The sequence below is a fragment of the Echinicola jeungdonensis genome (genome assembly GCF_030409905.1).
GTDB lineage: Bacteria > Bacteroidota > Bacteroidia > Cytophagales > Cyclobacteriaceae > Echinicola > Echinicola jeungdonensis.
This window is the reverse complement of the sequence record NZ_JAUFQT010000001.1, coordinates 2,335,001-2,361,184: the sequence shown is the minus strand read 5'-3', so window position 1 is coordinate 2,361,184 and position 26,184 is coordinate 2,335,001. Positions and strand designations below refer to the sequence as shown.

The 26,184-nt window shown below is 39.1% G+C and carries 26 protein-coding genes (1 of these 26 running past the window's edge); 11 read left to right on the top strand and 15 right to left on the bottom strand.

Annotated features, from left to right (window positions below; genetic code table 11):
• Positions 1-22: 22 nt before the first annotated feature.
• From ubiE to QWY93_RS09675, 5 genes are all read left to right on the top strand, one after another.
• Positions 23-745: a bifunctional demethylmenaquinone methyltransferase/2-methoxy-6-polyprenyl-1,4-benzoquinol methylase UbiE gene (ubiE, locus tag QWY93_RS09695; protein WP_290248029.1), complete on the top strand. Its 723-nt coding sequence runs from the start codon at positions 23-25 to the stop codon at positions 743-745.
• Entirely contained in the window at positions 694-1,467 is a 774-nt protein-coding gene (gene porT / locus QWY93_RS09690; protein ID WP_290248028.1) for a type IX secretion/gliding motility protein PorT/SprT, read from the top strand. The genes ubiE and porT overlap by 52 nt, the downstream gene beginning before the upstream one ends.
• 255 nt (positions 1,468-1,722) lie before the next feature.
• Positions 1,723-2,034, top strand: a complete 312-nt coding sequence (locus tag QWY93_RS09685; protein WP_290248027.1) for a hypothetical protein — start codon at positions 1,723-1,725, stop codon at positions 2,032-2,034.
• An 86-nt stretch (positions 2,035-2,120) separates the two neighbouring features.
• Positions 2,121-4,010, top strand: a complete 1,890-nt coding sequence (locus tag QWY93_RS09680; RefSeq protein ID WP_290248026.1) for an ABC-F family ATP-binding cassette domain-containing protein — start codon at positions 2,121-2,123, stop codon at positions 4,008-4,010.
• A gap of 5 nt (positions 4,011-4,015) precedes the next feature.
• A complete protein-coding gene (locus QWY93_RS09675; protein ID WP_290248025.1) occupies positions 4,016-5,032 on the top strand; it encodes a flavin-containing monooxygenase in 1,017 nt (338 codons plus the stop codon).
• 65 nt (positions 5,033-5,097) lie between these two features.
• On the opposite strand, the gene QWY93_RS09670 is transcribed toward QWY93_RS09675, so the two are convergent.
• From QWY93_RS09670 to xerD, 12 genes are all read right to left on the bottom strand, one after another.
• Positions 5,098-6,237: an outer membrane beta-barrel family protein gene (locus QWY93_RS09670; RefSeq protein ID WP_353959631.1), complete on the bottom strand. Its 1,140-nt coding sequence runs from the start codon at positions 6,235-6,237 to the stop codon at positions 5,098-5,100.
• A gap of 23 nt (positions 6,238-6,260) precedes the next feature.
• On the bottom strand, positions 6,261-7,484 hold the full coding sequence (locus QWY93_RS09665) for a TonB-dependent receptor (RefSeq protein WP_290248022.1): 1,224 nt from the start codon (positions 7,482-7,484) through the stop codon (positions 6,261-6,263).
• Between the two features lie 324 nt (positions 7,485-7,808).
• Entirely contained in the window at positions 7,809-8,672 is an 864-nt protein-coding gene (locus tag QWY93_RS09660) for a nucleoside phosphorylase (protein WP_290248021.1), read from the bottom strand.
• Positions 8,665-9,648 carry an oxygen-dependent tRNA uridine(34) hydroxylase TrhO gene (trhO, locus tag QWY93_RS09655; protein WP_290248020.1) on the bottom strand — a complete coding sequence of 328 codons (984 nt, stop codon included), beginning with the start codon at positions 9,646-9,648 and terminating at the stop codon, positions 8,665-8,667. Before trhO ends, QWY93_RS09660 begins: the two co-directional genes overlap by 8 nt.
• Positions 9,649-9,707: 59 nt before the next feature.
• Positions 9,708-10,346, bottom strand: coding sequence for an acetyltransferase (locus QWY93_RS09650; RefSeq protein ID WP_290248019.1), 639 nt, complete (start codon positions 10,344-10,346; stop codon positions 9,708-9,710).
• A 54-nt stretch (positions 10,347-10,400) separates the two neighbouring features.
• A complete protein-coding gene (locus tag QWY93_RS09645) occupies positions 10,401-11,696 on the bottom strand; it encodes a DUF2851 family protein (protein WP_290248017.1) in 1,296 nt (431 codons plus the stop codon).
• A 112-nt stretch (positions 11,697-11,808) separates the two neighbouring features.
• Positions 11,809-12,621, bottom strand: coding sequence for an orotidine-5'-phosphate decarboxylase (gene pyrF, locus QWY93_RS09640; RefSeq protein ID WP_290248016.1), 813 nt, complete (start codon positions 12,619-12,621; stop codon positions 11,809-11,811).
• A 108-nt stretch (positions 12,622-12,729) separates the two neighbouring features.
• Positions 12,730-13,383 carry an outer membrane lipoprotein periplasmic chaperone LolA1 gene (gene lolA1, locus QWY93_RS09635; protein WP_290248015.1) on the bottom strand — a complete coding sequence of 218 codons (654 nt, stop codon included), beginning with the start codon at positions 13,381-13,383 and terminating at the stop codon, positions 12,730-12,732.
• 31 nt (positions 13,384-13,414) lie between these two features.
• Entirely contained in the window at positions 13,415-15,904 is a 2,490-nt protein-coding gene (locus QWY93_RS09630; protein WP_290248014.1) for an FtsK/SpoIIIE family DNA translocase, read from the bottom strand.
• A 63-nt stretch (positions 15,905-15,967) separates the two neighbouring features.
• Complete coding sequence (locus tag QWY93_RS09625) at positions 15,968-17,008, bottom strand: quinone-dependent dihydroorotate dehydrogenase (RefSeq protein ID WP_290248013.1); 1,041 nt, start codon at positions 17,006-17,008, stop codon at positions 15,968-15,970.
• A 254-nt stretch (positions 17,009-17,262) separates the two neighbouring features.
• The gene (locus QWY93_RS09620) at positions 17,263-18,237 is read right to left on the bottom strand and encodes a c-type cytochrome (RefSeq protein WP_290248012.1); all 975 of its coding nucleotides are present in this window, start codon (positions 18,235-18,237) and stop codon (positions 17,263-17,265) included.
• A 212-nt stretch (positions 18,238-18,449) separates the two neighbouring features.
• The gene (gene xerD / locus QWY93_RS09615; RefSeq protein WP_290248011.1) at positions 18,450-19,355 is read right to left on the bottom strand and encodes a site-specific tyrosine recombinase XerD; all 906 of its coding nucleotides are present in this window, start codon (positions 19,353-19,355) and stop codon (positions 18,450-18,452) included.
• 116 nt (positions 19,356-19,471) lie between these two features.
• Between xerD and aroQ the strand changes: the two genes are divergently transcribed.
• The 4 genes from aroQ (at position 19,472) to QWY93_RS09595 (ending at position 22,246) form a co-directional block, all read left to right on the top strand.
• Entirely contained in the window at positions 19,472-19,891 is a 420-nt protein-coding gene (gene aroQ, locus QWY93_RS09610; RefSeq protein WP_290248010.1) for a type II 3-dehydroquinate dehydratase, read from the top strand.
• Between the two features lie 13 nt (positions 19,892-19,904).
• Positions 19,905-20,960 carry an aminotransferase class V-fold PLP-dependent enzyme gene (locus tag QWY93_RS09605; RefSeq protein ID WP_290248009.1) on the top strand — a complete coding sequence of 352 codons (1,056 nt, stop codon included), beginning with the start codon at positions 19,905-19,907 and terminating at the stop codon, positions 20,958-20,960.
• An 88-nt stretch (positions 20,961-21,048) separates the two neighbouring features.
• A complete protein-coding gene (rnhA, locus tag QWY93_RS09600) occupies positions 21,049-21,504 on the top strand; it encodes a ribonuclease HI (RefSeq protein ID WP_290248008.1) in 456 nt (151 codons plus the stop codon).
• A gap of 28 nt (positions 21,505-21,532) precedes the next feature.
• Entirely contained in the window at positions 21,533-22,246 is a 714-nt protein-coding gene (locus QWY93_RS09595; protein ID WP_290248007.1) for a tRNA1(Val) (adenine(37)-N6)-methyltransferase, read from the top strand.
• Positions 22,247-22,255: 9 nt separating this feature from the next.
• On the opposite strand, the gene QWY93_RS09590 is transcribed toward QWY93_RS09595, so the two are convergent.
• A complete protein-coding gene (locus QWY93_RS09590; protein ID WP_290248006.1) occupies positions 22,256-23,611 on the bottom strand; it encodes a saccharopine dehydrogenase C-terminal domain-containing protein in 1,356 nt (451 codons plus the stop codon).
• A gap of 137 nt (positions 23,612-23,748) precedes the next feature.
• Here QWY93_RS09590 and QWY93_RS09585 point away from each other — a divergent pair, with 137 nt between their 5' ends.
• Positions 23,749-24,234, top strand: coding sequence for a cytidine deaminase (locus QWY93_RS09585; protein ID WP_290248005.1), 486 nt, complete (start codon positions 23,749-23,751; stop codon positions 24,232-24,234).
• A complete protein-coding gene (locus tag QWY93_RS09580) occupies positions 24,235-24,891 on the top strand; it encodes an alpha/beta hydrolase (protein WP_290248004.1) in 657 nt (218 codons plus the stop codon).
• Here the strand turns inward: QWY93_RS09580 and QWY93_RS09575 are convergent.
• Positions 24,888-25,631, bottom strand: coding sequence for a ThuA domain-containing protein (locus QWY93_RS09575; protein WP_290248003.1), 744 nt, complete (start codon positions 25,629-25,631; stop codon positions 24,888-24,890). The genes QWY93_RS09580 and QWY93_RS09575 overlap by 4 nt on opposite strands.
• A gap of 54 nt (positions 25,632-25,685) precedes the next feature.
• A protein-coding gene (locus QWY93_RS09570) for a M15 family metallopeptidase (protein WP_290248002.1) crosses the window boundary here: on the bottom strand, positions 25,686-26,184 show its 3' portion. 272 nt of this gene lie beyond the right edge of the window; 499 of the gene's 771 nt are visible here — the last part of the coding sequence; its start codon lies beyond the right edge, outside the window — the gene reads right to left on this strand; its stop codon occupies positions 25,686-25,688.

Genomic DNA, 26,184 nt, shown 5'->3' with positions numbered 1-26,184 from the left:
GTGCTCCTAAACCGCAAATTCCATGTCAGTAGTTCCTTACAAAAATCAAAAGGAAGGCAAAAAAGCCCAAGTTGCCAACATGTTTAATAATATCAGCAAAAGATATGATTTGCTGAACCACCTCCTGAGCATGGGCATTGACATTGTCTGGAGAAAAAAAGCCATCAAACAGCTCAAAAAAGACCAACCCAAACTGATTTTGGACATCGCAACCGGTACTGGTGATTTTGCCATTGAAGCCCTGGCCTTAAACCCGGAAAAGGTCATCGGAGTGGATATTTCTGAAGGCATGTTGGCAGAAGGAAAAAAGAAAATCCAACAAAAAAAGTTGGGTCACCTCATTGATTTGCAGTTGGGTGATTCTGAAAAGTTGTTATTTGAGGAAAATAAATTTGATGCTGTCATCGTTGCCTTTGGAGTAAGGAACTTTGAAAATTTGGAAAAAGGGCTGGCTGACATGTACAGGGTACTCAAACCGGGAGGTAAAACGGTGATTGTGGAATTTTCTAAACCCAAAAAGTTTCCTTTTAAACAAGGATATAATTTTTATTTCAAGTATATTTTACCACGGGTCGGCAAATTGGTATCCAAGGACAATGCTGCCTACACCTATTTGCCAGAATCTGTCCAAGCCTTTCCCGATGGAAGTGACTTCCTGGATGTATTAAAAAATGTTGGTTTTAAAAACACAAAATGCAAACCATTGACATTCGGCATCAGCTCAATTTATATGGGAGAAAAATAGGCATCACCCTTTTTCTTTTCTTTCTTTTGGGGATTAGCGCCATGGCCCAGGACGATTATAAGCCCCTAAACAAATCGGGACAGGATAACCAATTCATCAGTTATGGTTTTTTTCTTGCTGGCCACAATAGTTCCCTGAGGTTAAAATATTCTGATGCCTATATGGACCCCAATGCAGATTATTCTAATATCCAGAGTATCATGCCTATTTTCTCCCCTGGGTTTTCATTGGGTTTTTTGATTACAACAAGACTCCATGACCAGTTCAATTTTCTTATTACTCCTAAGGTCGGTTTTTATGAATTTCAAACTGATATCAATTATTTAAAAGATGATGATTTTGAAGAAACCGGAGTTGGTGTAAATACAGAGACTATTGTCACAGAAATGACCATGGTGGAGCTCCCACTTATATTTAAATACAAATCCCATCGGTTTAACAATACCAGGATGTTTTTTACTGGAGGGGTCAACCCACAGTTTAGGACAAAATCTCAAGAAGAGGCGGATGCAGACGACTTGGTACTCACAGGTTCTGATATAGCCCTGGAATTGGGAATGGGCTTTGATTTTTATTTCAAGTTCTTCAAGTTTTCACCAGAAATCCGTTTTTCCCATGGAATGAAAAATCTTTATAAAGAAGAAACCAGCAATCCTGAATTTTCCGGTGCCATTTCAGAAATAAGAAGAAAATCAATCACGCTGTATTTAAATTTCCAATAACCCTTCTTTCTTCAAAACCTGAATCGATAGATCATCTAAGAGATCTAATTATTAGAAAACCAACAAGCATTTTCTTTGCAGGAATCCTCTTTTTTCAATCTTGAACAGTACAATTTCTTAAATCTCATTTCGAAAAAGCTCATTTTATTGATATTCAGAAATATTTAACAGGAATTGACTAGAAGTAATCCTTCTGCTTTTGTATATTAAAAAAAGATTTTTAGTTAATAATAGTTTTAATAAAACTTACTTGATATGGCTAATAAAAAAGGATCATTTGATGAAGTTGAGAAATTACTTCAGGAAATAGGAGGAAAAATAGAGGAATTAATTGCCAAAGGGGCTGAATTGGGGGGAGAAGCGAAAGGAGAAGTGGAGAGGAAAATTGAAGAACTGCGCCAAAATAAGGAATCCATCCATCAGGAATTTAAAAACCGGAGAGGTGATTTTGAGAAGAAATACGATGAAAAAAAAGTAAGCGCCTCACCTTTTTTCAAAAAATCGGGAGGACATTTTAAAGATGGTATCAATGAACTCTTACAGGGTTTCAAAGCCATTTTTAAATAAAGGCTAGCTCAGAAGGAATTTTACTTTTAAGGTGGACAAATCCTCCGGGATATGTGTCGGCGGGAATTTTTTATTTAATTTTGAACATGAATTACCTTTCTGTAGAAAAACTTTCCAAGGCTTTTGGAGAAAAGTCTTTGTTTAATAATATCTCATTTGGAATTGACCAAGGTCAAAAGGTGGCCTTGGTGGGCATTAATGGTGCTGGAAAATCTACCCTTATGAAGATCATCATGGGCATCGAGGTCCCAGATGAAGGGGAGATAGCCATCAACCAACAGGTCAAAGTGGCTTATGTTCATCAAAACCCTACTTTTGAGGGTAACCTTACCATTTATCAAACCATTTTTTCTGATGCATCCAATGAAGCCTTGCAGTTGATTCAGTTATATCAGAAAACTTTGCTCAGCATCCAATCCGGAAAATCCAATTCGGAAGAACTTAATCCAATACTAGAAAGGATGGACCAGCTTCAGGCTTGGGATTATGAATTCCAAATCAAAGAAGTGCTTGGAAAGCTGGGGCTTCATGACACGGATCTTCCAGTAGGAAATCTTTCAGGGGGGCAAAGAAAAAGAGTTGCCTTGGCCAAAGCGATATTGGAAAAGCCGGACCTTTTGCTTTTGGACGAGCCAACCAACCATCTGGACCTGGAGACCATTGAATGGCTGGAAGATTACCTAGCCAAAGCTAACCTTTCCCTTTTTATGGTGACTCATGACCGGTATTTTCTTGAAAAAGTCACAAATGAAATCTTAGAGCTCGACGGGGGAAAGGTTTTCAGGTACTCGGGAAATTATAGTTATTTTCTGGACAAGAAAGCCGAACGGGAAGAAATAGAAGCCAGCGAACAGGAAAAAGCCAAAAGTCTTTACAAAAAAGAGTTGGAGTGGATGCGCCGACAACCCAAAGCAAGAGGAACCAAGGCCAAATACCGGATAGATGCATTTGAATCCACTAAGAAAAAAGCTCTCCAAAAAAAGGAAACAAGGGATATTGATCTTCAAGTTTCCACCCAACGACTGGGGAGCAAAATCTTGGAACTGGAGCATTTGAGAAAGACTTATGGGGACCAAGAAATCATCAAAGATTTTTCTTACACATTTAAGAAAAAAGATAAAATCGGAATAGTTGGTCCAAATGGGGCAGGAAAAACCACTTTTCTTAATCTCCTAACTGGAATCCTAGACCCAGACCAGGGGAAAATCGAACTGGGGCAGACTACGGCATTTGGCTATTATCATCAGGAGGAAAAAACTTTCGACGAGGACAAAAAGCTCATTGACCTGGTGAAAGAGGTGGCAGAGATTGTCACCTTGGCCAAGGGACAAACAATTACCGTTTCCCAATTTCTCAATAAATTTGGATTCCCCCCCAAACAACAGCACACTCCAATTGCAAAACTGAGTGGAGGAGAAAGAAGAAGGTTACAATTGCTAATGGTTTTAATCAAAAACCCCAATTTTTTGATCCTGGATGAACCTACCAATGACCTGGACATAATGACTTTAAACACCTTGGAAGAATTTTTGGATGACTTTCCTGGTTGTCTTATAATTGTATCCCACGACCGATATTTTATGGATAGGTTGGTGGATCATCTTTTTGTTTTTGAGGGGAATGGAAAAATCAAGGATTTCCCAGGTAACTATTCTGACTTTCGGGAATGGGAAAAGGAAGAAAAAGCAAAAAAAGATACTGAGAAAAAACCAAAAGAAAAAAGTACTTCCATCCCTTCCAAGGAAAAAACCAACAAAGCTTCATACAAAGAAAAAATGGAATTTAAGAAGGTCCAGAAAGAAATCACTACTTTGGAAGTGCAAAAAGATCAATTGATCAATAACATAAACAAAGGTACTGAAGATCATGAATTACTAACCGAATGGTCTCAATCCATCAAGAAAATTGATGATCAATTGGAGGAACTTGAATTTCGTTGGCTGGAGCTTAGCGAATTGGATGGTATTATGGATTAATGGACATGAAAGAAAAGGAATTTGTAATCATTGGAGGTGGCCAATGTGGTCTTTCAGCTGGCCGGTATTTACAAAAAAAAGGCTGCGATTTTGTTATTTTAGAACAAAACAAGGAAATCGGAGATAATTGGCGAAACCAATATGATTCCCTAAAATTGTTCACTCCAGCCCAATTCAGCGCCCTTCCTGATTTGCCCATGGCTCTTTCTCCTAAGGCAAGGCCAACTAAGGACCAAATGGCTGATTACTTTTCCCGCTATGCCTCGCATTTTGACATGCCTGTACATAACAAAAATAAAGTACTGACCCTCAAAAAAAACAAGGGTGCATTCCTGATTTCCACTGTCTTTGAGGAAATCAAAGCCCAAAAAGTAATTATAGCCAATGGTTTTTGCCAAAAACCTAAATTCCCTGAATGGGTAAATGACCTAAATACCCCCTACCTTCACAGTAAGGATTACCGTAACCCAATTTCTGTCAAAGGCAAAAAAGTTTTGGTGGTTGGGACGGGTAATTCAGCTGCCCAAATAGCTGCCGAACTCACCAAATATTATGAAGTGCATTGGTCCGTTAACAGGAAACCAAAGCTCACTCCCCTATATATCTTTGGTAAAAATGTTATTTGGTGGGCCAGTCGCCTGGGAATATTGGACAGGGTTGCCAAAAAGGGCCAAAAAAGAATTGAAACCATTTACCAATACGATAACTTGAAAAAGCAGTTAAAAAAGACAAAAAAGCAGCCCATTATAAAGGAAGCTACAGGAAATCAGGTCCTTTTTGAAAATGGTAAAAAGGAGCAATATGACTTTGTGGTATTTGCAACTGGCTTTTATCCTGATTTTGATTTTATAGAAATTGAAGATTTTGAAAACAACCTGGAAACTTTACGGGAAAATTCAGGCTTATCCCGTGTCAAAGGGCTGTATTTTCTTGGGATTCCTTTTCAGCGGACTAAAAGCTCCCATTTGATCCATGGATCACAAAAAGATGCCAAATTTATTATAGAAGAAGCATTGTCCTAATTGCTGGAAATCTATTTTTTTGAATTCACTTTCCCTATTTGGGGAAATTTGGAATTTATCAGGATTTAAAAGTCTCCTAATTCATCTCCTCCTTGGTCCCGGCGTCTTTCATTGCGTTTTTCTTTAAAACCACCAAAACGGTAGGAAAAGGACAAAGTTCCAATTCGGGTTTCCCTGTTATACACCCGGTTTTGAGTAAATCTGGGATCCTCAGTTTTAATTCTAAAAATCCTTTTGTTAAAAACATCACTTACATTTAAACTGACAACACCTTTCTTGTTGAAAAACTCTCTTTTCAACCCCACATTTAAACCCCAAAATGGTTTAATTTCACCTTGAGGAAGGATAATTGGTCCCCTGTAATTTCCTTGGATTTGCACGGTTAAAATTTCAGGGATGGACATATTAGAAAGTAAACTTACGGTCCAGCTCATACTGGAATTATTGAACCCTTCTTGAATATTTTCACCTTTGACTTGGCTATAAAATAAATTTCCCGTCAAGGTAGCATCAAACCAATTGGTGAATTGGAATTGATTAACCAGCTCCAGTCCGGTACTGTTCCTGGAATTGATATTTTCCCGGGTCTGAATAGTAACATTATTATCATAAAGTCGGGTGATCCGGGAAATGATGTCTGTAGAGTTTCTGTGATAAATTGTTGCATTCAACAGCCACTTTTCCCAACCTTTCATATATCCAATTTCATAACTATTCGTAAATTCTGGTTGGAGGTAGGGATTACCCCGTCTGACATTTAGCCAATCAGACACATAATATAAAGGGGCGAGGTGCCATATGCCAGGTCGGGAAATTCTCCTGCTAAAATTCAGGTTTAGCTCCTCTTCCTTCCTGAAGGTGTATATAAAATAAATACTGGGAAATAAATTAAAATAACTATTAGCGACCCGTTCTTCCTGGCTTTTTAGCACTCCTAATGTTTCGGTATATTCCCCCCTCAACCCCAACTGGTATCCCATTTTTCCCCATATATTCTTGTAAATCAAATAGGCGGCATAAACATCCTCATGGAATTCATATTGATCACTGATGGTATCATTTCTCACAAGAACAAAATCACTGGTTTCGTCACCTTGAAAAAATTCCTGACTTCGTCCCCAGTTTCCCAAAGTCCCTTTTAGGCCTGCTTCCAGGGTTCCTGTGTCAGAAAACGGTTTTTCATAGTCCAATTGAAAAATATACAACTCACTATCCCTAGGCCTGTCATTTACCTGAAGGAGTCTTTTCCGGGGACTTCCATCCTATTTTCACTAAAAAAATACTGGATAAAATCATCCACCTGACTTCTACCATCTTTGGCATATGATACCGAGGCATACATACTTTGCCCCAAAGTGTCCATCTCCAGGTTATAGGTTAGGCCTATTTCAAAATGATCCCCGGATTCATCCTCTGTGCTTTCCCGGACATATAAGCTATCCAAAACTTCCTGGGAATTTAAACTCCTTTGATTCAACGTTTCTTCTTCATCCTCCTGGTTAAAATTACCCTGGGCAAAAATCCCAAATTGGCTATTACCCGATAAGTGGAAGTCAGCTCCGCCTCTTACCAGGTGGGAAATTTCCACTTCTTCATTATAGGCATCCTGATCCAAAATGGGAGAAGCTCCCAAAATATTGCTCACTCTTTTCCCTTCAGCCTTTCGGAATCTTTTCCTGTTTTGATAATTATAAGAGGAGAAAAAATTCACTTTTTCAATTCCATAATTCAAGACCAGCCCCCCTGCGTATTTATCCCTGGTCCCGATGGATACATTCGTCTGGCCATTGAAGCCATTTCTTTCATTTTTTTTCAATATGATGTTAATAATTCCTCCCACTCCGGAAGCATCATAACGGGAAGAAGGGTTGGTAATCAATTCAACGGCTTTGATGCTATTTACAGGAAACTGGGACAATATGGCTTCTGTGTTTTCCCCTGACAAATTGGATGGCCTACCATTGATATAGATCAGTACATTCCCACTTCCCCGCATAGTAATGCTTCCCTCCTCATCCACCTGGATGGAAGGCAAAGTTGCCAATAACTCTGAAGCTGTAGCCCCTTCTGCCACTATACTGTTTTCCACATTATACCTGCGTTTGTCAATATCTGATTCAAACATGGAGGCAACCTCCTCCACCAGAACCTCATCCAAATCCGTTTCAGTAGACAATAAGCGGATTTCACCCAAATCCTTTTCGGGCACAGTTTCCAGGGTTATGGCTTTTTCATAGGGTTTAAAACCAACAAAACGGATTCTAAAAATAAATTTCCCCGGGTCACTGCTAAGATTGAATTTTCCCTGAATATCGGTCATTCCCCCTTTGACCATACTGGAATCAATTGGATCCATAAGTATGACATTGGCAAATGCCAATGGATCACCTGTGTTATCATCTACAACCAATCCTTTAATAATAATGGACTGTCCATTAGCAGGATAAGACAACCAAATAAGTAAAAATAAAAAAAGAGGTAAACAGAAAAGCCGCATAGGCAACAGGCTGAATAGTACAATAAACGCTCTAACACTTTATTTCTCAACCAGAAACCCGAGAAAACCTGAATAGCATTACAGTCCAGCATTGACTGTATTTGTTATACCGTAGATATATAAAAATGGTTTCACCGCTTATCACAATTATTAATGTCAATACACCTAAAAGTCAACTTCTGATTTCATCCTATTTGGACAAAAGCCCGCCAACACTTTATTAAAATCTGTTTCACCAATGACAGCAAATTTGCAGTTACTATACCTAAAAAGTAAACTCTAAATATTTTCCAAAGCATGCAATATTGCTTTATCTACAATAGCTTTTGGATCCTCAGCAAAAGTTTGACTTACTCTATTGGCTACAATGGCATTAAGGCTCATCATTTCATGGCCTAAGAGGCTCCCCATAGCATAATAACCTGCTGTCTCCATTTCAAAGTTGGAAAGACTAACACCATCTAAATCCCACTCAGTAAGGCGTTCTATAATATCAGGGATTGCTGGTTGAAGCCTTATTCCCCTCCCTTGTGGTCCAAAAAAACCCGGACAGGTAACGGTATTTCCTTTTATGACTTCCCCCTTAATCATCTTCTCCAAAAGATGCGGGGAAGCTCGGCAGCAATAGGGGGAAAGTCCAAGCCCTAACTTTTCTTTTACTGCTTTGGCAATAGATAATTCCTTGGGATTGCTCTCCAGATTATAAAACTGCATCAAACTGTCAAGGCCAATCCCATATTCAGATGCCAATATAACCCCCGTAGGAATTTCTTTTCTTATGCTTCCGGAGGTCCCAACCCTTACCACTTTCAAACTGGTATGCATAGGTTTAACTTGCCTCCTCTTAAGGTCCACATTGACAAGAGCATCCAGTTCATTCATCAATATTTCAATATTGTCGGTGCCCATTCCGGAGCTGATTACGGAAATCATCTTTCCTTTAAAAATTCCGGTATGGGTAACAAATTCCCTGTTAGCTACCTGAAATTTGATTTCATCAAAATATTGGGAAACCATTGCTACCCTCCCAGGATCACCAACTGTTATAACAGAAGAAGCCAGAAATTCTGGCTTCAAATGTAAATGATAGATACTTCCATCGGGATTAAGGATCAATTCCGATGCTGGAATTTTTTTAGTCATTGACGAGGGACTTTATTTTTTCTTTATCAGGCTTCCTAAACAGCCCTTTATAAGGATTATAGCCATTGGTGTTTTTTTGGTAATAACCTGTTCCATCATAGGGCCGTTTTTCAGGATGTGATTTACACTCCTCTGAACAAGCACCTTCCATCTCCCAGCCGCATTCTTCACAAATAGGGACATGAATATTGCATTCCGGGTTGGCACAGTTAACCATTCGGTCAGAAGTAGTTCCACATACATGACAAGTGGAAATCACTTTGGGATTGACTTGGTTGACATCAACAGCCACCCTATTGTCAAATACGTAACATTTTCCTTCAAAATCCTGACCGCCTGCTTCCTTACCGTATTTGATAATACCCCCATGAAGTTGATAAACATCCTCAAAACCCTGTTCCAACAAATAGGCTGATGCTTTTTCGCACTTGATTCCTCCGGTGCAATAGGTCAACACCTTTTTGTTTTTAAGGTGTTCCAACTCTTTGACCTTTTCTGGGAAATCCCGGAAGTTATCAATATCCAGGGTAATGGCATTTTTGAAACGACCCAATTCATGTTCATAATTGGACCTTACATCCAAAATCACCACATCCTCCTGGTCTTTTAATTTTTTGAACTCCTCAGGCTCCAAATGTTTACCAGTACGGGTGACGGGATTGATATGGCGAAGACTGGAATGGACTATCTCTGGTTTTACCCGAACATGAATTTTTGTAAATGCATGCCTGTCAAATTCGTCTACTTTAAAATCCGTCGAAGCAAAGCGAGAATCGGATTTTACATATTCCATGTACTTTTCACAATCTTCTTTAAGACCGGAAACCGTTCCATTTAATCCCTCAGGGGATACAATAATTCTTCCCCTGATATTGTTTTCTACACAAAAAAGGTGATGTTCTTCCCTGTACGCCTCAGGATCCTTGATCTCGGCGTAACAATAATACAATAAGATGCTATAGTTCAAATTTTCCATAACGATAGCCCTGTTTCAGCAGGGTGTTTGGTTTTTGAAGGTAATAAATATAATATTTTTTATGGTTTGACTGGTTTGGCAGGATTTCCAAACACTGTACTCTCCTCTTCTACATCAGCAACTACTACCGATCCGGCCCCAACCCTAGCATTTTTTCCAATTTTCACTCCGGAGACAATGGTCACTCCTGATCCTATAAAGGCACCCTCTTCCACCTTTACTCCTGAATTCACTACCGCACCGGCACCTATCTGTACAAAATCTCCAATGGTAACTTTATGATCTATAAGGACACCTGAATGATAAATTCCATGGTGACCCAATTCAGTTCCAGCTCCAATAATTACACGGGCATTGATAAAGTTTCCATGGCCCATAGTGGAATCCGTACTTATATAGGAAGTTTTATGAATGGCATTGATGGGTTGTACTTTCCTACGCTCATTTAGTAATTTCACTAAAAATTGACGATACTTATAATCATCTACCGCTACGAATGCCTCGCATTTTTTCCCGATCAATTTTAGATATCCATCATCTTCCGGGTGGCCAAGTACAGGCACTACATTAATTTCCTTCCCATGGAGTTCCTCATCCTCTTCCAGAAACCCATATACATCAACATTATTACTATTAAAAATTTCCAAAGCAGGGTGGGCAATGCCCTTTGCCCCTAAGATGATTACCGGTTTTTCCATTTCAGTTCAATTTAGTCCGCAAAATTACGGCAATTTCCCCACCAAACCAAAATATCATTTTCGCTGTGGCCTAAGGAGTTGTTGGCCAACTTTGCAATCCAAGCATTTTTTGGGTTGACAATAATGGTGATGAAGCCCAATCATCCCTTGGGTGTCAAAAGCATTACCGGCTTTCCATCCAGATTTTTCATAATCAAATATGATATGGTTGGATTCCGCAGGAATTAATTGCAAAAAATCAAAACACCTTTCCTTCCATAGGCTGTCATCGATATATTGCCCATAAGCATACCAAAGGGGTATCACAAAATTAATAGCCAAAAGCTGAATCGTATTTTTGGTCAAATTCCTGCTTTGCCTTTTCCGGCTTTTATACCCTGGCCTAAAATGGTATTCCCAATAAGGAGATGCAGAAATAGAAAATACAATTTGTAAATCTTTAAGGGACTTAATTTCATGCATTAAAATAGAAATTAAATTGGGCCTTTGAGCCAGTAAAGCTGCCAGCTGCGCTATTCGGATTGTCGGATAATTGGCGGGTCTTACTCGCATAAATTTCCATTCTGCTCGCAAATCCCTTGAATGCAGACCATACTTTTGCTGGTAAAATTCAAATTCCTTTTGTAAAAAGCGGGAATAATCATCCTTCTTACTTTCTTTTAAAAATCCCGCTTGCCCCAGCAATAATGCCTCAAGAACTGCCGGTTGGTGTGCATGTTTTTTCAACAAATTATAAGGCAGGGACCGGGCCAATTCCAACATTGGACCACTGTTGACCTTGAAACCAAAAGAATAAAACAACCAACGATAGGCCACTTCCTCCCAGTCTCCACCAGTAAGCTCCAATTGCTTCTCAATCAGTTGACATTTTTCCTGTAATCTTTCTACTAAAGATTTTTCCAGCATGGAAAATTTAATGATTTCAGGAATTTCCAGTAAGGAATCTTCACAAAGGATGACATGTGGAGATTGTATCAATCGCTGATAATTCCTCAGGACATCCAAAAAAACTTTCCCCTTGAGCTCAAGGGTAGGAATTTGTGTTCCATCACTACGGTCAATTTCCAAATCATGTTCCCAAACAACATGCAATATTACCGTTTCAAATTTGGGATCCTGCTCATGCTTATGGGCAATCCAATCCGAGGATTTGATATGGACCTCCACATTCCCATGATATTTCAAATTCCCAATTTGTACTTCTGATTCCGAAAAATCCGGGCCTTCGTGAAAATTATGGAAACCAATCTTTCGGATTGATAAAGGCTGACCATCGGTTGTTGCTAGATTTTGCCGGTTAAAATATTGAAACTTCCATACTGACTGGACAAAACTTTCCTGAAAATTCATAAAAAATAGATTTAAAAATGACAAAAAACATTCACTGGTAAATGTTTATATAAATTAGGGGAAAATCCCCATTGTAAAAAATATTCTCCTTGATTTCTAAATAGTCGCGCCTTTAATACTTTTCCAAAAGCCTTGCCATTTCTCGCTGTAATTTGGCTGCTTCCTCCCCGGCCCTTTGCCCAAAATCTTCACCAGAAGAGGCATAAATTATCCCACGGCTTGAATTGACCAACAAACCACAAGAGTCATTCATCCCATACTTTGCCACTTCTTCCAAACTCCCCCCCTGGGCACCGACTCCGGGCACCAAAAAGAAATGATCAGGAGCCAAAGCCCTTACCTCTTTTATTTTCTCTCCTCTTGTTGCGCCAACCACATACATCATATTACCTTCATGGCCCCATTGCTGACTCTTCTCAATTACTTGTTGGAAAAGTGGCTTGTCCCCCTCGGTATTCAAAACCTGAAAATCCTGACTACCCTCATTACTGGTTAAAGCCAATAGAATAACCCATTTCCCATCAAATTCCAGAAAAGGCCCCACACTGTCCCTGCCCATATAAGGAGCCACGGTGATAGAGTCAAAATTCATTTTCTCGAAAAACGCTTTGGCATAAAGGCTGCTGGTATTGCCAATATCCCCCCGTTTGGCATCTGCAATGGTAAAAATATCATCGGGAATATAATCTAAAGTTTTTTGCAAACTTTCCCAGCCTTTTGCTCCCATGGCTTCATAAAAAGCAATATTTGGCTTATAGGCCACGGCAAATTCAGCGGTATGGTCAATAATCTGTTTGTTGAAGGAAAAAATCGGATCCTCCTCATTCAACAGGTGTGGTGGGATTTTTGAAAGATCCGTGTCCAGTCCCACACATAAAAAAGATGACTTTTTTTGAATTTGACCAAAGAGGCTTTGTTTGTCCATTTTTGTATAATTATGTCAAAATTTGTCAAAAATATAAAAAGCAGGACTCCAAAACCAAAAAACGGCAGATTTCTGCCGTTTTTATTTTATTCTTGTTATGAACTGAACTTACCTAAGGTCAATCACTTCCACTCCAGGGTGATTTTCGGGATCAAAGGTAAAATGACTGTCTTTTAAATTTAGATTGGCATTTACTTCCTTAAAGCTATACCTAAATGTACCCCCGTCACTATCTGCCACTTCCCAGCCCAAGAGCGTCTTTTTATCTTTATCTATGGTCAGTTTGATTTTTTGAAACTGAGCATCTGAATCTTCGGCTTTCAACAAAACCTCCTGAACAGCTTTTCCATTTTTTCTACTTTCTCCCAATAATTCGTAATCATATCCATTTTTGTAAATGGTATAAATACTGGTAGGTGTTAATTCATCTTGTTCAGGATTTGCCGTATTGATGGTAACTTCTCTGTAACCATTTGATTTAATATAGGTCCATACGGTCTGACCATTATTATAAATCTCCTGATCATCCAACACCAGTTTGTACTGATTATTTTTTACAGTTAACTCCCCTTTATTAGTTTGACTTGCCCCATCCAACTCATTGTAATAATAATATTCAAAAATGGCGTGCATGCCTTTCATGGACTTGTATTTCTCACTTACCTGGTCCAAAATTTCTTTGGCTTCAGGATCTTTTTGGGCTATTAGATTACCCATCCCCAAAACCAATACCATAATAATAAAACTTATTTTCTTAATCATAAACTACCAAATAATGCCTTTAATTGACAATTTAAAGGTCGCTCAATAATTGTTCCAAACTCATTTCATCCTGAATTAAAACTTCCCTTGCTTTACTTCCTTCGAATGGTCCGACCACTCCTGCGGCTTCCAATTGGTCAATAATCCTTCCGGCCCGGTTATATCCCAGTTTTAATTTTCTCTGGATTAAAGAAGTACTACCCTGCTGATGCATAACAATCAACTTCGCCGCATCATCAAATAATGGATCCCTATCGGCAAGGTCCACCCCTCCCACATTATTATCACTATCTTCACCCTCAAACTCAGGCAAAAGGTAAGCATCACTATATCCCCTTTGGTCTCCAATCCATTCACAAACTGCTTCCACTTCTGGGGTATCTAAAAAGGCACATTGAAGCCGGATTACGTCTGATCCCTGTGACAAAAGCATATCTCCCATCCCGATAAGTTGTTCCGCTCCACCTGCATCTAAAATGGTCCTGCTGTCAACTTTTGAAGTAACCCTAAAAGAAAGCCTGGCTGGGAAATTGGCTTTAATGATACCGGTGATCACATTGACAGACGGTCGCTGGGTGGCCACTACCAGATGGATACCAATAGCCCTTGCCAACTGAGCCAAGCGGGCAATTGGGCCTTCAATTTCCTTACCAGCGGTCATCATCAAATCGGCCAACTCATCGATTACCAATACGATATAAGGCATAAATTTATGGCCCTTGTCAGGATTGAGTTTTCTGGCCACAAATTTGGCATTGTATTCCTTTAAGTTTCTACAGCCGGCATCCTTTAAAAGATCATACCGCTGATCCATTTCTATACAAAGGGAATTCAGGGTATAGATCACCTTTTTAGTATCGGTAATAATAGCATCTTCCGCATTGGGAAGTTTGGCTAAAAAGTGTCTCTCAATTTTATTAAACAGGGTCAATTCCACTTTTTTGGGATCGACCAGGACAAATTTTAATTGGGAAGGATGTTTTTTATAAACCAAAGAGGCCAGTATCACATTCAAACCCACCGACTTTCCTTGTCCAGTAGCTCCGGCCATCAATAAGTGCGGCATTTTTGCCAAATCCACCACAAAAACCTCATTGGAAATGGTTTTCCCCAATGCCACCGGAAGGTCCTTGTCACTTTTCATAAACTTCTCCGTTCCCAAAACAGACTTGGCCGCCACCAATTCCCTGTTTTTGTTAGGAACTTCTATACCAATGGTTCCCCTACCCGGAATAGGGGCGATGATCCTTATACCCAATGCGGCCAAACTCAAGGCAATGTCATCCTCCAGGTTTTTGATCTTGGAAATCTTCACTCCCGGATCAGGCACAATTTCATATAAGGTAACCGTTGGGCCAATAGTTGCTTTGATCTCCTGGATGCCAATTTTAAAGTTTACCAGGGTTTCAACTATCTTATTCTTATTCTCTTCCAACTCCTGGCGTGTAACAGTTACTTTTTGCTGATCATATTCATTTAGCAAATTCAAAGCCGGGTACTGGTATTGTGGCAAATCCAAAGTAGGGTCATAAGGAGCCAAATTTTCCACCTCAGACACGGTCTTTTCATCTCCTTCTGCCTTTTCTACGGTAAACGTATTTTCCTCTTGCTTTGCTTCATCTTCAGCTATTAAGGTTTGATCCTCCACATTGAATGCCGGTTCAGAAGCTTCTTTCTTTTTCTCGGGTTTCTTTTCCTTGATGGTCCAGCTGTTTTCCTCACTTTCCCCGGATTCGGTTTCTTCCAAAGTTCCTACTGGCCTTTTCGGTTCATCTTCCGGCTTGTTCAAAAAATCAATTTCCTCACTATCTTCAAATGAAGAATCGGAGTTTGTTTCAGTGGCATTTGAGCCTTCAGGTTCTTCATCAGAAATAGCTTTATCTTCCCCTGGCTGAAACCATTCGATCTGAGTAATATTGAAAAAGAAAACCACAAAAATCAGCAAAGAACCAAAAATGAGTATAAAGGTTCCCCAACCTAAAAATTCATCAGCAAGGACGGCCATTTCATAACCAAACCCACCGCTTAAAAATCCAATATAGTGGTATCCATCCAGCATATGGACGACATACCCCAACAACAAGCCCAGCCAAAAGACAAAAAACAATCCAAAAGCACTGTATTGGGTAAGGCTGACCAATGATTTCTTAAAAGCCCATTTGAAGCCCATAAGAAAAAGGAAAGGAGGCAACAAAAATGCCGCTAAACCAAACCACCTAAAGATCAACCAATAAGAAACCCATGCTCCCGCATACCCCAGCCAATTCCTGGCTTCAGCCGCATTTTGGCGGTAGGAAATATCCATCCCCTCGGCAGTCACCACACTTTGGTCGGCTGGTCCAGTAAAAAGATATCCTAAAAATGCAAAAAACAAAAACAGGCCAATCATCATAAAAAGGATACCAAATGACAGCCCTATTTTTTTGTCTTTAAATGCACTCAGAGAAAAGTTAAAAGACCGTTTCTTTTTGGCTTTATCCTTTTTTCTGAAAGTATTTGATTTATATGTATTTGCAGCCATAACTCACCAACGAATGCCTTATTTATACGATAAGTTAATTTTAATCTTTAATTATAGAAAATATCAGGATTGGTAATATTTCAAGAGTCCTTTTTTGATTTTTTTTACCAAACCAGGCCCTTCATAAATCATACCGGAATACACCTGTACCAATGAGGCCCCAGCTTGGAGTTTCTCAATGGCATCTTCAGCAGAAAATATCCCTCCCACCCCTATAATCGGGAAGGAACCACCTGATTTTTCAGACAAATAACGAATCACTTCTGTACTCCTTGCAGCCAAAACTTTTCCACTAAGCCCTCCTGAACCAATTGATTCCACCTGTTCTTTTGGAGTTTCTAGTTTTGACCGGTCAATAGTGGTGTTAGTGGCAATTACACCATCTATTTTGCTTTCCTGAACTATCTCTATTATATCATCCAGTTGTCCTTCGGTAAGGTCGGGTGCGATTTTAAGCAACACCGGTTTGGGATGAGGCATCTGGTCATTTTTTTCCTTGATGGCCAACAGCAATTTTTTAAGAGGTTCTTTTTCCTGAAGGTCCCTCAAATTTGGAGTGTTTGGTGAACTAACATTGACCACAAAATAATCCACATAGGGATGTAATGCTTCCAGGCATTGAAGATAATCATTTACTGCTTCTTCATTGGGGGTTACCTTGTTTTTTCCAATATTACCTCCAATAAGTACCCTTGACTTCCTTTTCCGCAAACGAAGTATGGCATCCTCTACACCTCCATTGTTAAAGCCCATTCGGTTGATCAAAGATTCATCCTGAGGCAATCTGAATAAGCGGGGCTGGGGATTACCTGGCTGGGGTTTAGGGGTTAAGGTTCCTATTTCAATAAAACCAAATCCCAGCATGGCCATTTCATCAATCAATTTAGCATCTTTATCAAATCCTGCCGCCAAGCCTATTGGGTTTTTAAACTTTAAACCAAAAACTTCCTTCTCCAATTGGGGGTGATCAAAACTATAGGCACCTTTAATGAAATTTTTTACCAGGGGAAGGTTAAAAGTCAATTTGGTGAGTGAAAATGTAAAATGATGAGCTTTTTCAGGTCCTTTTCGGAATAAAATCGGTTTCAGGAAGGATTTATACACGGAATCTCGTTTTTGTTCAGCCGCTAAATTAATTGAATTAGCTGAAAGCTGCACCTAATTACCATTTAGATACAGAATAAATTCCTTAGACTGTGGAGGAGAAGGGGTTAAACAGAATTTGGGCTTCTCCTTCTTTTGCCTATGCTGATTTTTAAAAAAAAAGGCGGGAAATCCATTTTGGATTTCCCGCCCGCAGTGTAAGTTATCTATAATAACTCAAAGGTGATTAATTGCACTTTTTCAACTGTAATTTATTATTCTGCAAACGAAACTCTCAACACTTCATTTTCCACAGGTTCCAAAGACATTAAATAATCATAAATAGCTCCCAAATCGCTTTCTTTCATGCCTGCATACATGATCCAGGGCATTATGGTCTGAAATTCGCCTTGATTAATCTTATTTGGCTTGTATGTTGCGGGGTCATAGGATTTAAATCGGGCTACAAACTGCTGTTTTGACCAGTTTCCCAATCCGGTTTTGTCTTTGGTAAGGTTAGGGGTCCTAATGACGGTACCATTAGGAAACATAAATTCCCGGCCTCCAGCCAAAAAAGGACCTGTAAATTCCCCCTTTTCAAATTTTGTATGGCAATCTCCACATGCGGCAGCGTTGACCAAATACTCACCATATTTTATTATATCCTTCTCTTCAGGCCTAGTTTGGGGATCTGCAGGACTGGGCATGGTCCTCAAAATAAAATTCACAGGAAAATCCACTTCGGATTTAGGATGTTCTTTTTGCACCGGCTTCAAGGTCCTGATATAAGCAATAACCGCTTTAATATCTTCTTCATCCATCCTCCCATAATTTTGATACGGCATCACCGGAAAAATGGGCTCACCATCGTTTTTCACCCCTGTGGTGATTAACCGAAACAACTCCCCATCAGTATAATCCCCTATTCCCGCTGGAGTAATATTGGCTGAAAAAAAAACTCCTGGAAAGCCCATCGATCTATCAAACCTTTCTCCTCCTGCACCCAAAGTTTCCGGAATTGGAGGTCCTGCATAAAGACTAAAGTCCCTCTCCGCATGGCAATCCATACAGAGCATCACATGGTGCGCCAAATATTCCCCTCTAGAAATTAGTTCAGGAGAACCTTCAACAACCATCTCTGGAGCCTCCTCCACTTTGGGAAAGCCCCATTGAATATAAGCCAAGGCTCCAATCACAATCACAGCAATTATCACCATTGCATACATCAAAAATTTTAAAACATTTTTCATTAGTTTGAGAAATATTGGTTTTATATCAAAAGTTAATAAATAATTTTATAATACAAAAAAATACATATAAACAACACTATTTACGATTTAAAATAAACCAACAAGTTTATTGGTTTAAACATTTTTCAACCATAATTCCAATTTTGATCATATAAAAACCCTTATTAATTACATAAAAAAATGAATAAAAAATTATTTCAAGTCACCTCTTCTTATTTTCTTGGATGACAATCGGTTAATACTTGCCTCAAATAATCCCTATCCAAGTGGGTATATATTTCGGTAGTGGTGATGCTTTCATGTCCAAGCATCTCCTGAACAACCCTCAAATCAGCTCCCCCTTCAATCAAATGGGTGGCAAAACTATGCCTAAAGGTGTGGGGGCTAACTTTCTTTCTAATCCCTACTGCATCCGCCAGATTTTTGATAATCAAATACACCATTACGCGGGTCAATTTCTTCCCTCTCCTATTAAGAAAAACAAATTCTTCATGATCTTTTGCGATCTTTTGATGCTTTCTGATTTCCTCAAGATAAATTTTCAGATATTTTAACGCATCACTTCCTATGGGCACCAATCTCTCCTTATTTCCCTTCCCGATTATTCTCAAAAAACCAATATCCTCATACACTTGTCCTAGTTTCAATTCAGTAAGCTCAGAAACCCTCAATCCACTACTGTATAGCATCTCTAAAATAGCCCTGTTGCGGTGACCTTCCGGCTCTCCCAGTTGGACTCCCTCCAGCATTTGGACAATTTCCTGATAATTTAATGTATCAGGTAGCTTTCTTCCCACTTTTGGGGTTTCCAACAAAACGGATGGATCTTCAGCAATGAGCTCCTCATACATTAAAAACCTAAAAAATGCCTTTATCCCGGAAATTACCCTTGCCTGTGTGAAGACGGATACTTCCAGAGCACCTAATTGTTGGACAAATTTTCTGAGGACTTCAAATTGAATTTCCTCAGGGTTAATATTTGGAAAATGATCTTGGATAAACCCATACAACTTTTCAATATCCCTGACATAAGCCTGAATAGAATTATCACTTAGTGAGCGTTCCATTTTAAGGTAATACCTAAATTGTTTGATATATTTTTCCCAATTATTAGTCATAGTAAAGGTCTTGGAATCCAAAGTTAAAATTAAAGACTATTTTTTTTAGTCAATTCATCAGTTCAATGCTTAACTTTGGGCATTCTTTAGGAAAAACTTAAAAACAAGGTTTTATTTTGAAAATACTTATCATCAACGGGCCCAACCTCAACCTACTAGGTAAAAGGGAACCTGAAATTTATGGTAGCAAGTCTTTTGAAGATTTCTTTGAGGAATTGAAAGGCCAATTCGCCGACATTGAATTATCTTATTACCAAAGTAATGTTGAGGGGGAGTTAGTCAATAAGATCCACGAAGCAGGCTTTACCTACGATGGCATTTTATTAAATGCAGGAGCCTACACCCATACTTCTGTTGCCATTTCAGATGCAATTGCAGGAGTGACCACACCAGTATTGGAAATCCATATTTCCAATATCTATAAAAGAGAGGAATTTAGGCATAAAAGCATCATTTCTAAAGAATGTATTGGGATGATTTCCGGATTAGGGCTCAAAAGTTACCAATTAGGCATTCAGTATTTTCTTCCATCTTAATCAACTACCAGACATGATTTCATTTTCTCCGGGACCATCCAAGGTTTATGACCAATTACCCGTTTACATGAAAGAAGCATACGAGCAAGGCATTTTAAGTGCCAGCCACAGAAGTGCAACTTTTATGAACCTCTACCAGGAAACCGAGACTTTGTTCAAGGAAAAACTCCATGTACCTGAGGATTACAAACTACTTTTCACTTCCAGTGCTACGGAAAATTGGGAAATCATTGCCCAATCGATCGTAGAAAAAACCAGTTTCCACATTTATTCAGGATCATTTGGAAAAAAATGGTTGAGCTTTGCCAGCCATTTAAACCCGGAAACTGCCTCCATTAAATTGGATACTGAAACAGAAGTGGATGTTCAGAATTTGGAAATTGGAGAACAATTTGACCTGATCGCTATCACCCAAAATGAAACTTCAAATGCCACTGAGGTCCGTCAGGAATTGATCAAACAAATCGGGGAAAAATATCCTGAAAAAATGATCGCTGTGGACACCACTTCTTCCATGGCAGGAATTGAACTGGATTTTTCATTGGCAGATATTTGGTATGCCTCCGTTCAAAAATGTTTTGGACTGCCAGCAGGATTGGGCATTTTGATCCTTTCCCCCAAGGCCATTGAAAAATGTGAAAGAAAAGGAGAATCTGGCAGATACAACAGTTTGAGTTTTATGCTTGAAAATGCTGCAAAATATCAGACCCATTATACCCCCAATGTTTTTGGTATATATTTGCTGAACAGAAGTCTCCAGGACAGACCTGAGATTCAGGAAACGGACCAAGTTACTAGAGAAAGAATGTCCAAGTTGGAGGATACCATTGCGAACTCTGAAAAATTGATGATGTTGGTGCAGAACCCTGATACCCGCAGTAAAACCGTCATGGGTATTTCTGGGAAGGAGGAATTTATTCAGGAGATCAAAAAGGCCGCTGAAAAGAAAGGGATGCAAATGGGCAGTGGTTATGGTCCACTTAAACCTACCAGCTTCCGAATTGCCAATTTCCCCGCCGTTACTGATGAGGAATTTGAAAAGCTCTTAAAATTCCTGCGGGAATATTAAAAAAACCAGGATACAGCTAAAGGTAAAATCAATAATCATTTTGAAAAGACCAGCTAGAAATGGCTGGCTTTTTTATTTATTTTGAATCATGATCACAATTTATACAGATGGGGCTGCCAAAGGAAATCCCGGAAATGGGGGGTATGGAACCATCCTCCAATACAAACAGCATGAAAAAGAATTGTCCGAGGGTTTTCGCCTAACTACTAATAACCGCATGGAATTATTGGCAGTGATCAAAGGGCTGGAAGCCATCAAGGTGGAAGGTATTCCTGTAAAAATTTATTCGGACAGCAAATACGTAGTGGATGCGGTCACCAAAGGTTGGCTTTGGGGCTGGCACAAAAAAGGCTTTAAGGGCAAAAAAAATGAGGATCTTTGGAGGCGATATATCCCCTTGCACAATAAATACAAACCCCAATTCCACTGGGTAAAAGGCCATGCCGGTCATCCAGAAAATGAGCGTTGTGACCAATTGGCTGTCAATGCAGCAGAATCAGGACAATTACAAATTGATAAGGGCTATGAAAATGGTCAAGTCTAATCAGTAAAAAAACGGGAAAATAAACTCTATGCCCAACCCCTATTTCAAATTTAAGCAATTTACCATCCACCAGGATCGATGTGCCATGAAGGTAAGCACCGATGCAGTCGTTTTGGGAGCAATTGCCAATCAGGAAAACCCTAAATACATTTTGGATATAGGTGCAGGAACCGGAGTAATAGCTCTTATGATGGCCCAAAGGTTCTCTAATGCCCATATCAAGGCCGTTGAAACAGATGAGCCCGCTTATCATCAAGCTCTGGAAAACATTACAGATAGCCCTTGGAAAAACAGCATACAATTGGACCATAAGCCATTTCAAGAATTTTTAGGGCAATCTCAGGGACAGTTTGACCTAATTGTAAGCAATCCCCCCTATTTCCCTAATCACAACAAATCCACAAATGCACAGAGAAACCTTGCCCTTCACAATGATGGCCTACCCTTTGGGGATTTGATCAAAGGAGTGAACAAATTGTTAGCAAAAGAAGGACAATTTTGGGTTATCCTTCCTCCCCAGCAAATGAAAGAATTGGAAAAAATCGCAAAGTTTTTTCAATTATCTCCAAGCCATTCTATTGCATTAAAAGACAGGCCAGACACAAAAACACTCCGTTTGATCCAATCCTTTTCTTACCAAAACTATCCTTCAAAAACCGAAACCCTTTGCATCAAAAATGAAGATTTCAGTTATTCTGAGCCCTACAGTAATTTGTTAAAGGATTTTTTATTGATTTTTTGAGGTCATTAATCAATTAGCTTTCTCATTTGATTTCTTCCAATTGACTTCTTCATCAAAAACAATCCCATGCTTTTCTAAGCCTTCCAATATGGGCTCATAAATTTCTTTCAAGGTGGGTAAATGAAGCCCCTTAAGCTTTATTTCACCTTCCAAAAACAAATCCACCGCCAAGAATAATGGTAAGCCTACCGTTTTAGCCATTGCTGTATGCTCTCTGTCTTCTCCTTTTATCACCAAACTGGAAGTAATTTCTTTTGTTCCTTTTTGGCATTCCACCTCAAAATGATGCTGCATTACCACCATATCCTTATCATCGGGCTCCATAGCCCATTTATTTTCCAAAATATCCTGCAGAATTTTTGCTGGACTTCCTTTAAACCTGGGCAACATTTCATCACTCAAAAGACCAAGCCAACTGATTTTATCTAAAATTTCCTGGTCCACCCAAGGTAATAAACTGACAATCTTCTCCTCTATGGACCGGGTTGCATGAAAAGGCAAAAAGGCATTGATGAACATTCTATGGGTAAAATCTCTAGGCAAGTCCATTTGAAATGAATTATCTGTCAGGCCAAGCTGAACCAAAACATCCCAACTTTTACAAAACCCCTCCCTACGAAGGGTTCCCCGAATTATGGTTGGTATATTTTCCAAACCATAAACTTGCCTGTACCCTAAGGAATCCCTATTGGCATATCCATCAAAATTCCCCACCGCTTTAAATTTGATCAGGTCTGTCCGCCTGAATAGCATGTGATATGGGATAAATTTAAATTTACCATTCATTAAAAACCTGGACACACCTTGCCCTGCCAGCACCACATTCCGGGGATTCCAACTGAATTTATATTTCCAGGGATTATCACCTTCACTTTCTGGGGTCACCAATCCTCCACAATAGGATTTAAAAAGGGTGATTTCATTTCCTTTTTCCTTTTCATCATCAATTATTTTCATGGCTGACATATGGTCAATACCCGGATCTAAGCCACATTCATTGAGAAAAAACAAGCCTTTGGCTTTAACCTCCTCTGCCATTTCCCTCATCTCAGAAGATTCATAGGAGGCTGAAAAAAAGTGTTTTCCAAGTCGAAGGCAGTCTTTTGCAACTACAGGGTGTAAATTGGCGGGCAACATGGAAATAACCACATCGGCCTTCGATATCAATTGCTCTCTAAAATTTTCATCATTCAATTCCAACCTTATCCCTTCACATAAGGGGTTTTGATTAATTTTTTCTGACAAATGGTCCAAGTGATGGTCAGCAATAATTACTTTTCGCTCCTTTTTGACAGCATTTGCCAATAAATAATCAATCAATACGGTTGCTGATTTGCCAGCCCCTATGATCAGAATGGTTTTCATAGAAAATCCCTAGTTTAAAATTAAGTGAATCGAAGATGGCAATTAATATTTTAGCCGGAAAATAATTTTCAAAAATTCATCATTCCTTTACTCCTTACCTTTAATATTTCTACCTTATTATTAAAACTGATTGTTCCATGAGTAAAAAAATAGTCGAAAACATCATCTTGATGCAATACCATTGGGAAGAATTGGAAGTTGCAGATAAGGCGTTAATAAGTAAAGCAAAAAAAGCACTTGAGCATGCTTATGCTCCCTATTCTCATTTCCAGGTAGGGGCAGCGGTCCTTTTGGAAAACGGAACTTTTCTAACTGGAAACAACCAGGAAAATGCTTCATTTCCAACTGGAATATGTGCGGAAAGGGTAGTTTTAAGTTATGCCAATGCCAATTACCCGGAAACTCGGCCTTTGAAAATTGCCATAGCAGCAAAGGCCAAAAATTCCAGAAATCACCAAACGATTTTTCCCTGTGGTATTTGCAGACAGACCATAGCCGAAGTGGAGCAAAAATTTAAATTCCCTATAAAAATCCTACTTTTGTGTGATAATGAAGAAGTGTTGATTGCTGAAGGAATTGACCAATTGCTGCCCTTTAAATTTTCAGATTTTATTGCAAGATAGATGTACCAAAAAGTTAGCTTTACATCCACTGCCTTTTATTCCCAATCACATGAACCTACCGGTCAGGAAACTTCAATTTGGATAATATTCCACGGTTATGGTCAGCTTGCCCCCTATTTCCTAAACAAATTCTCCCCCCTTTTCCATAATGATCGATTATTTATTGCCCCTGAAGCAACTAATTACGCTTACCAGAAAGGCTTTTCAGGCAAAGTGGGGGCAAACTGGATGACCAAACATCAACGGGAACAGGCCATTAAAAACAATCATCATTTTCTTAATGCAATGCTTAGCCAGGTATTAAAGGAATTTAAAAAAACTCCTGCCATCCATGTTTTAGGTTTTTCACAGGGAGCAGCAACTGCCACCCGATGGTCAGTTCAGACACCATATTCTATAGATGAATTGGTACTTTGGGGTGGGGGTTTTGCCCATGACCTTAAAATCCCAGATACCAGAGAAAAATTAGCAACAACCAAAATTCTTATGGTACATGGGAAAAACGACCCCTTTCTTTCAGAGGAACGGTTAAAGGAACAACAAATAATCCTGGAAAAGGTTAAGCTTAAAACCGCAACACTATATTACCCTGGAGGCCATGACATTTATTTGCCCTTATTACAGGAATTAATTAATTCCTCAGACAATCCAAATTAATCCATTGGATAGCCTTTGGCTGCCCACCAAATTCCTCCATAAACATGTTTCAAAAATATTTCATCTTCATAGGCAGATTTTACATGGCCTAAAGCGGTATAAAAAATCCTCCCACCATCAAAGTGGTGATACCATGATATAGGATGAAATTTCCCCATCCCCATGGGGTTTTCATCTTTGGTCCCCGGGTCATAGGTTTCTTCGTTAAGCTCCAACAACACACGAACTTGATCATTAAAATTTTTGAATGCGTACCATTCGTCTGTCCAAAGCCAATTTTCAGGAAGGTGATAGGAAGCTGGATGATTATTATTTTTCACTTTAATTTGAGCAGTTTGTTGAGCAGGGTGATTTTTAAATTGTGAACCAATCATTTTATTAAACCATTCCCACTCATATTCCGTATCCGTTGCAGAATGAATGCCTACTACCCCTTTTCCACTTTGAACAAATTTCTCAAAGGCTATTTGCTGCTTTTCATTTAAAATATCTCCTGTTGTATTCAACAAAATCACCAAATCAAAATCATCTAAGCCTTCCTCAGAGAAAATACTGGCATCTTCAGTAGCGTAAACTTCAAAAACATGCTTTTGGGCAAGTAACTTCAAGGCTTGTATACCATCAGGTATTGATTTATGCCTATATCCTTCCGTTTTACTAAATATCAAAGCTTTAAACTGGGGATCTTGGGCTTTTGCGGATAAGTGATACAAAGAAAAAAAAGACAGCAAAAGAGCCATGTACCGTATACATTTTAATTTATTAGGGTTCATTGTTAAGCTATTAATTAAATTTTATTTAACGATTTGATATTTTTTTTGGGCTTGCTCTAAGCTGAAGGCATTAAAATGCCACCATTCAGAGCCAATTATGTCAAAGCCTGCATCCTTCATGGCTTCCCGCAATATTAACCTATTTTGGATCTGTTCCTTATTAAGTCGCCCTGAATTAAGCATTTCTTCTTCTTTATCGGGATAAGCCAGATACCCAAAATAATCATATGGTGTTCCCATATCTAAAGGTTTTCCGGTTTTTAAGTCGAATAAGGTTAAATCCACTGCTACACCATAATTATGTAAACTTCCTTTATTGGGATCAGCTACATATAGCGGTTTTAAGCTATCAGGTTTATCTATTTGCTCCCATAGGTGTTTTTGAACAGATAGGGGCCTCACCCCGTCATAAATTAAAAAAGTTAAATGAGGATGCTTTTTTTGAAGTGAACCCAGGGCCAAACTCAACATATCAACTACTTCAGCTTGTAAATAACAATCCTCCAAAGAATCGTAAACA